9 protein-coding genes and 1 pseudogene are annotated in these 7,132 nt (G+C 50.9%); all 10 read right to left on the bottom strand.

Translation table 11 applies throughout. From position 1 onward, the window contains the following. The coding region (locus GRX31_RS29945; protein WP_442874102.1) for an RHS repeat domain-containing protein at positions 1-509 on the bottom strand (509 nt) is incomplete at its 3' end. Between the two features lie 110 nt (positions 510-619). Then, positions 620-1,039, bottom strand: a complete 420-nt coding sequence (locus GRX31_RS31230; protein ID WP_160856197.1) for a DUF4259 domain-containing protein — start codon at positions 1,037-1,039, stop codon at positions 620-622. A gap of 5 nt (positions 1,040-1,044) precedes the next feature. After that, positions 1,045-1,293 carry a hypothetical protein gene (locus GRX31_RS29935; protein WP_160856195.1) on the bottom strand — a complete coding sequence of 83 codons (249 nt, stop codon included), beginning with the start codon at positions 1,291-1,293 and terminating at the stop codon, positions 1,045-1,047. A gap of 751 nt (positions 1,294-2,044) precedes the next feature. Continuing rightward, positions 2,045-2,425: pseudogene (locus GRX31_RS31225) on the bottom strand (RHS repeat-associated core domain-containing protein); the annotation flags it as partial. A 215-nt stretch (positions 2,426-2,640) separates the two neighbouring features. Then, positions 2,641-3,060 carry a DUF4259 domain-containing protein gene (locus tag GRX31_RS29925; protein ID WP_160856191.1) on the bottom strand — a complete coding sequence of 140 codons (420 nt, stop codon included), beginning with the start codon at positions 3,058-3,060 and terminating at the stop codon, positions 2,641-2,643. Positions 3,061-3,066: 6 nt separating this feature from the next. Continuing rightward, the gene (locus GRX31_RS29920; protein ID WP_160856189.1) at positions 3,067-3,639 is read right to left on the bottom strand and encodes a hypothetical protein; all 573 of its coding nucleotides are present in this window, start codon (positions 3,637-3,639) and stop codon (positions 3,067-3,069) included. Between the two features lie 3 nt (positions 3,640-3,642). Then, positions 3,643-4,227 carry an RHS repeat-associated core domain-containing protein gene (locus GRX31_RS29915; RefSeq protein WP_237426826.1) on the bottom strand — a complete coding sequence of 195 codons (585 nt, stop codon included), beginning with the start codon at positions 4,225-4,227 and terminating at the stop codon, positions 3,643-3,645. Beyond that, positions 4,191-4,835 carry an RHS domain-containing protein gene (locus tag GRX31_RS29910; protein WP_160856185.1) on the bottom strand — a complete coding sequence of 215 codons (645 nt, stop codon included), beginning with the start codon at positions 4,833-4,835 and terminating at the stop codon, positions 4,191-4,193. Before GRX31_RS29910 ends, GRX31_RS29915 begins: the two co-directional genes overlap by 37 nt. 324 nt (positions 4,836-5,159) lie before the next feature. Further along, the gene (locus GRX31_RS29905) at positions 5,160-5,654 is read right to left on the bottom strand and encodes an ankyrin repeat domain-containing protein (RefSeq protein ID WP_160856183.1); all 495 of its coding nucleotides are present in this window, start codon (positions 5,652-5,654) and stop codon (positions 5,160-5,162) included. Continuing rightward, the coding region (locus GRX31_RS29900; RefSeq protein ID WP_202396772.1) for an RHS repeat-associated core domain-containing protein at positions 5,651-7,132 on the bottom strand (1,482 nt) is incomplete at its 5' end. The genes GRX31_RS29900 and GRX31_RS29905, both read right to left, overlap by 4 nt.

Here is a 7,132-nt window from a genome sequence, read left to right as displayed (position 1 = left end):
AACAGTTCGCGGGCCAGCGGGCTGCCTTGTGCGGGCAGGCTGGCTAGGATGCGGCCCGTGGGGTCGTAGCGGAAGTCCTGGCGGCCGCGCAGGGAGTCGGCACGGGCGATGAGCTGGCCTGCGGCGTCGTAGGCGTAGCCACGCTCCAGCGTTGCGTTGGAGTTGCCGGGCCGGATCACGTGGCCGCTGCCTTGCAGCGCTGCGCGGTGGCGCAGCAGGCGCCCGGCCGGATCCCAGTCGTAGCGGCTGGACAGTGCGCCCTGGCTGCGGCGCACTTCGCGGTGCAGGGCGTCGCGTTCGATGTCGGCGATGACCTGGTGGGCGGCCGGGGGCTGGTCAGGGCCTTGTGTTGCAGCGATGTTGATTTGGTGCAGATGGCCCGAGCCATAGAACAGCCAGTGCAGGGTGCGGCCATCTGGCATGCGGGTGTGGCTGCGGTTGCCCAGTTCGTCATAGCCGTGCGAGAGGCTGCGCTGCAGTGTCTGGGTCTCGCTGAGCAACTGGCCCACGGGGTCATAGGCAAAGGCCAGGTGGGAGGCGGCGTTGCTGGCCTGGGTCAGGTGGCCCAGGGTGTCGTAGCGGTAGCAGGTGCTCTAGATGAATGTGGTGGTGCCTTTGATCAGTTAACCAGATGCAATCGAGCTTGTAGCTGTCTCACATGCAGACACCACTCTTCCAAATCTTCCACTGACTGCCATCCCTCCAAGGCTTCGCATGGTGGTCGCAATACGCGCTCTACAGCAAGGCGCGCCTTAAGCAGTAGATCAGGTGGCGTTGGCTCGCTGCAATCGAATTCCAGCCATTCCGCAATTCGCTCCGCTATAGCTTTTGATGGTCCAGGGTACCCATAAGATTGGGCAATAACCTCCGCTGCGGCTAACGCCCCAGAGGCTAAGTCAATCTCAACGTAGTTGTCTTGGGCTGCTATAAGTTCCTCAAGAGACTCTCGGGCTAGAGAGTAATTATCAGTTTTCTCTAGCTGGCTTAGCCAATTAAATGATTCATCATTTCCAAATATCTCAGTGCTCCAGGTTCCCATATGATTTAATCCTGTTTTTTTATATATACCCTGTTGTCCTCAAGCCACTTCCACATCTCAACTCTGTTAGCACTGTTGTTATAGTCGAATTTTGGCTTAAATCCCATTCTGTTTCTTATTTCTACAATCAAATTTTCTGGATTCGCCAAAAGATCCAGGCTTGCATGAATTTTACTTAATTCTTGATGCTTTTTCTCATCCCAAACATCCTCTGTTTGTATCAGCGATCTCATCGCTTTCTGGAGTCCAATCAAGATTAAATCTTATGGCTTGAGAGGCGTTCATTAATCTGGTGCTTCTAATTTCCTCATAAGGTATTACAAAAGATTCGTCCCTTTGGACTACTTCTGCACGCCAAAGCTTGGAGTTCAAGTATGAACGCCAGTTTGCACTAACGAGCGGCATCAATCTTGGTGATTTAACTATCTCGTTGCTAAACTCCAAACTGTTTTTATTTTGCGAAAATATCTCGCATAAGTAGGTGTGTCCAGGGATTAGATAAAGCAAGCGCATGAATGCATAGCAATCATTCCCTATGTATATTCCCAATATGTCACCTGGTTTTACTTGAGTGAAGCGTATTTTCATGGATTAGCAAGGATTGATTTGAGATGACGGGGCATTTTTTAGCCATTCTTCAGCTTTTTGATAACCTTTTTCAAAAGACTCATGCCGATCAGCTGGCCTTGTGGTGCTATCTCTGTTGTATCCAACTTTTTTGTTTCTTATATTTCCTTTGCCACAAGGGCATCCCCATTTTCCATTTAAAGTATCGTGGTGTTCAATCATTTTTTGTTCAAATCCTCTGGCATCACCGTATGAAGGAACATTTGTAATTGGTTTTAGAGTATCGTTTTTTGGCAATCGCCCAGATTCTTGATGTTGACCCTGCCTGGTAGATAAATCACCTGTTTGCCCGACGTAACCGACTACTCCGCCATCTTTGCATATGGCATAAATATCATATCCTTTTCCTCCATTTGTGTCAGTATGGGGGATAGATTTTAGTCCCCATGGATCTTTTAATGTTAGTGGATTTGTGGCGAATTCGAATAAATTGCTGCCTCCTAAAACACCAATGGGATCCTGCGATATAAATCTTCCAATTTGCGGATCGTAGTATCTGAACAGGTTGTAGTGCAGCCCCGTCTCCTCATCAAACTGCTGCCCCTGTAACCGGAAGGGCTGCTCAATGGGCGGCGGTGGCGGTGGTGCAACAGGCTTGGAGCCCCAAGCCCGTGCGCTGCCGGGCTGATCATCAGTGCCTGTCCGCAACACACTGCGCATGACCGCCTCACCCCAGACCTTGTAGTCCGCCGCCCAGGCTACCTGGCCTTGTTCGTCGGTCAGCTCCAGCGGGGCGCCGATCTGGTCGCATTGGTACCAGTAGGTGCTGTGTTCCTCGCCCGCTCCCTGGATGGTGGCCAGCGGTACAAAGCTGCCTGGCTCGTAGATGTACAGCGCCTGTCTTGCGCCCCGCTGGCTGTGCACCATGAGGTCGCCATCCCACAGGTAGTGGGTGCTGCCGCAGGCATCGCTCTTGGAGACGCACCGGCCCAGGGGGTCGTAGGCGTAGCGAGTTGTGTGAATAAATTGTTTTATCAGCTAACCATATTCAGTCGTGCTTGTAGCGCTCTTACATGCTGACACCACTCTTCCAAATCCTCCACTGACTGCCATCCCTCCAAAGCTTCGCAAGGTGGTCGCAGAACACGCCCTACGGCCAGGCGAGCCATAGGCAAAAGGTCAGGTGAAGGTGATTCAATGCAATCAAATTCGAGCCATTCTGCAATGCGCTCTACAATATTGATTGATGACCCTGGATGTCCATAGGCTTGAGCAATAACCTCTGCTGCCGCTAGCGCTCCAGAGGCTAAATCAATTTCAATATATGAATCTTTGGCTACATTGATTTCTTCGAAAGATTTACGGATCAACGAATAAGCTTTTTTTCTCTCCAATAGACCAAGCCAATGGAATGACTCATCATTGCCAAATATTTCTGTACTCCAAGTTCCCATTTTTGTTTATCCGAGATATACCTTGTTATTTTTCAGCCAATTAAAAATCTCCATTCGTTTTGTTCTGTCTTTATAATCTAGTGTTGGCTTCAGTTTGAGCTTATTTCTAATTTCACAAATTAGCTTCTCTGGATTATCATAAAGTTCTAAGTTGGCGTGCTTTTTACTTAGTGCAGCATGTTTTTTTTCATCCCAAACATCTTCAGCCATGATCAACATTTGATCACTATTTGGAGTCCAGTTCATGTTGAATTTTATTATCTGGGAAACATTCATTAGTCTCGCGTCGCTTATCCGATCTATTGGCGGGGTAAATGAATTATCTCTGTGAACCACTTCTCCATGCCAGAATTTTGGGTCAAGATATGCCTTCCAATTTGCACTAACAAGGGGAGTTAACTGATTTGCATGAAGTATCTCTTCCGTAAATTCCAGCTTTGTGCTCTTGAATTCAAAAACTTCACACAGATATGTATGGCCGGCTATAATGTATAAAAGGCGCATATATGCGTAGCACCCATTTCCTATGTACATGCCTAATATATCACCGGGCTGAACTTCCTTGAATCGTATTTTCATATATTAGCAGGGGTTAATTTGAGAAGAGGGGGCATTTTTTAACCATTCTTCAGCTTTCTGATAGCCTTTTTCAAATGCACTGTGTCGATCTGCAGGCCTTGTGGTGCTATCGCGGTTGTAGCCTACCTTTTTATTTCCAATATTTCCTTTCCCGCAAGGGCATCCCCAGTTTCCGTCAAGAGTATCGTGATGCTCTATCAGTTTTTGTTCAAAGCCTCGAGCATCGCCATAAGTGGGTACATTACTAATACGTTTTAAATCTTCTCCAGTTTGTAGCCGTCCTGAATCACGATGTTGGCCTTGCCTAACATCCATGTCACCTGTTTGCCCAACATAGCCGACGACTCCGCCTTCTTTACAGATTGCATAGATATCATAGCCTTTCCCACCATTTGTATCTGTGTGAGGAATAGATTTAAGTCCCCATGGATCTTTCAATGTCAATGGGTTCAGTGCGAACTCAAATAAATTACTGCCTCCCAGTACGCCGATAGGATCTTGCGATATAAATCTTCCAATTTTCGTGTCGTAATATCTGAAAAGGTTATAGTTCAAACCTGTTTCTTCATCAAATTGTTGTCCTTGCAAGCGCAGTGGCTGTTCGACGGATCGGCGCGGAGTTGCACAGTGACCTTGATTCCCCAAGCCCGCGCGCTGATCGGCCGATCATCGGTCCCGGTCCGCAACACGGTGCGCATGACCGCCTCGCCCCAGACCTTGTAGTCCGCCGCCCAGGCCACCTGGCCTTGCTCGTCGGTCAGCTCCAGCGGGGCACCGATCTGGTCGCATTGGTACCAGTAGGTGCTGTGTTCCTCGCCCGCTCCCTGGATGGTGGCCAGCGGTACAAAGCTGCCTGGCTCGTAGATGTACAGCGCCTGCCTTGCACCGCGTTGGCTGTGCACCGTGAGGTCGCCATCCCACAGGTAGTGGGTGCTGCCGAAGGCATCGCTCTTGGAGACACGCCGGCCCAGGGGGTCGTAGGTGTAGCGGGTGGCCTGGGTGACGCCATGGCGCGTGGTGTTCGATTCGATGAGCTGGTGCTCTGCGTTCCAAGTCAGGTCTAGCACTTCCTGGGTGCCGGCCTTCTGGTTGCCCCGGGTGCGGCGGGTGACGTTGCCGTGCACGTCGTATTCGAAATGCAGGTCCTGGTAGAAGCGCAGGCGATTGTCGCCGACCACGCCCAGGGTGGTGTCCACGGGTTAGCCGTCTTTGCCGGGTAGGGAGTCCAGCAGGTTGCCGGCGGGGTCGAAGGCAAACAGTTCGCGGGCCAGCGGGCTGCCTTGTGCGGGCAGGCTGGCTAGGATGCGGCCCGTGGAGCCGTAGCGGAAGTCCTGCGGCCGCGTAGGAGTCAGCCGTATGCTACGGTAGAGCTAACTTAATATCATAAGTAAACGGTTTATGTTTAATATTGGTTTGAAATTGTTAAAAAGTTTTTAATAATAGATTGTATTTTGCTCAAGAATTATTATGAGAATAACCTCGAAAATTATTACACCAAGCTTCAGTGGCTAATATTCTGCTCAATTATTAATCAGGCTTTTTATTAGGTCCGGATTAACGTCATTCGGAGAAACTCCAGCATTGTTTTGTAGAAATGGATCGGCTCCATTAATTATAAGAATTTTTGCCAGTTCGAAATTATCTGACGTATTTTGAGCCAGCAATCTTAGGAGTGGAGTTGCTCCAGTGCTATTTTTTTCGTTTACGGAAGCCCCAGATTGGATGAGAAATTCTATATTTCTCTTGCATTTGTATTCGCAACTAAAATGCAGAGCCGTCCAGTTGGCACTGTCCTTTTGATTGACGTTGGCACCATTAGCTATGAGCCATTTAAGAAAATTATTATTCTCATCACTCATGGCTGCGCGCATTAAGGGCGTTGTCTGACAATTTCTCCTTGGATCGGCAGAATTTACACTTGCCAAACCTGATGATATTAGTTTCTTCATTGCTTCAAAATCATCTGAAACAAATGCATCCATCATTTCTGAGTGAATTTTGGTACTATTTTTCATGGCAGTTCGTATTTGTGGCTCATATTTAGTTTAGGATCTTCTATTTGATAGAAATTGGCGTTGTTCATATGATCATTAAACAGGGCTTGACTCATGCATTTTTTTTCTGCTGCCGCCTTCTCTCTCCAAAATTCATGGCCGCGTTTATGACCTAGATGATAAGCTCCTTTAATTGGCGTCAGCTCGTTTGCATCTAAAAACTCTCCTGCTGCATTTTTGGCGGCTTTCATCTCAACGGTTGCCCTTACATCTGCTCTAATGTAAGGCCTGTGTAGTGTAGGACAAGAATCATCACACTCGCATCTAGGCTTATTTCCAAATTGCCCATTTGATTTTCTGTCTTGTGATGTCCAATGCAATCCAAGTGGATCAAGGAAAATAAGAGGGTTTGGTGCAAATCTAAATAAATTCAATCCTCCTTCCAACCCAATTGGGTCTTGATGGACAAACCGTCCAACCACCGGATCGTAGTACCGAAACCGGTTGTAGTGCAGCCCCGTCTCCTCATCAAACTGCTGTCCCTGGAAGCGGAAGGGTTGCTCAATGGGCGGTGATGGAGGTGGTGCAACAGGCTTTGAACCCCAAGCGCGATTTCCGCTGGGTCGATCATCGGTCCCTGTGCGCAACACGCTGCGCATGACCGCCTCGCCCCAGACCTTGTAGTCCGCCGCCCAGGCTACCTGGCCTTGTTCGTCGGTCAGCTCCAGCGGCGCACCGATCTGGTCGCATTGGTACCAGTAGGTGCTGTGTTCCTCGCCCGCTCCCTGGATGGTGGCCAGCGGTACAAAGCTGCCTGGCTCGTAGATATAGAGCGCCTGCCTTGCACCGCGTTGGCTGTGCACCATGAGGTCGCCGTCCCAGAGGTAGTGGGTGCTGCCGAAGGCATCGCTTTTGGCGACACGTCGGCCCAGGGGGTCGTAGGCATAGCGCGTGGCCTGGGTGACGCCATGGCGCGTGGTGTTCGATTCGATGAGCTGGTGGTCTGCGTTCCAGGTCAGGTCCAGCACTTCCTGGGTGCCGGCCTTCTGTTTGCCCCGGGTGCGCTTTGTGACGTTGCCGTGCACGTCGTATTCAAAGTGCAGGTCCTGGTAGAAGCGCAGGCGGTTGTCGCCCACCACGCCAAGAGTGGTGTCCACGGGCTGGTCGTCTTTGCCGGGGATGGAGTCCAGCAGGTTGCCGGCGGGGTCGAAGGCAAACAGTTCGCGGGCCAGCGGGCTGCCTTGTGCGGGCAGGCTGGCTAGGATGCGGCCCGTGGGGTCGTAGCGGAAGTCCTGGCGGCCGCGCAGGGAGTCGGCACGGGCGATGAGCTGGCCTGCGGCGTCGTAGGCGTAGCCACGCTCCAGCGTTGCGTTGGAGTTGCCGGGCCGGATCACGTGGCCGCTGCCTTGCAGCGCTGCGCGGTGGCGCAGCAGGCGCCCGGCCGGATCCCAGTCGTAGCGGCTGGACAGTGCGCCCTGGCTGCGGCGCACTTCGCGGTG

This window comes from Delftia sp. CH05 (assembly GCF_009827015.1).
GTDB lineage: Bacteria > Pseudomonadota > Gammaproteobacteria > Burkholderiales > Burkholderiaceae_C > Comamonas > Comamonas tsuruhatensis.
This window is presented reverse-complemented; position numbering and strand designations above follow the sequence as displayed.

Coding starts and splice junctions, on each gene's coding strand:
- GRX31_RS31230 (WP_160856197.1), bottom strand. CDS start 1,039: ATGGGAACCTGGAGCACTGAGATATTTGGAAATGATGAATCATTTAAT.
- GRX31_RS29925 (WP_160856191.1), bottom strand. CDS start 3,060: ATGGGAACTTGGAGTACAGAAATATTTGGCAATGATGAGTCATTCCAT.
- GRX31_RS29920 (WP_160856189.1), bottom strand. CDS start 3,639: ATGAAAATACGATTCAAGGAAGTTCAGCCCGGTGATATATTAGGCATG.
- GRX31_RS29905 (WP_160856183.1), bottom strand. CDS start 5,654: ATGAAAAATAGTACCAAAATTCACTCAGAAATGATGGATGCATTTGTT.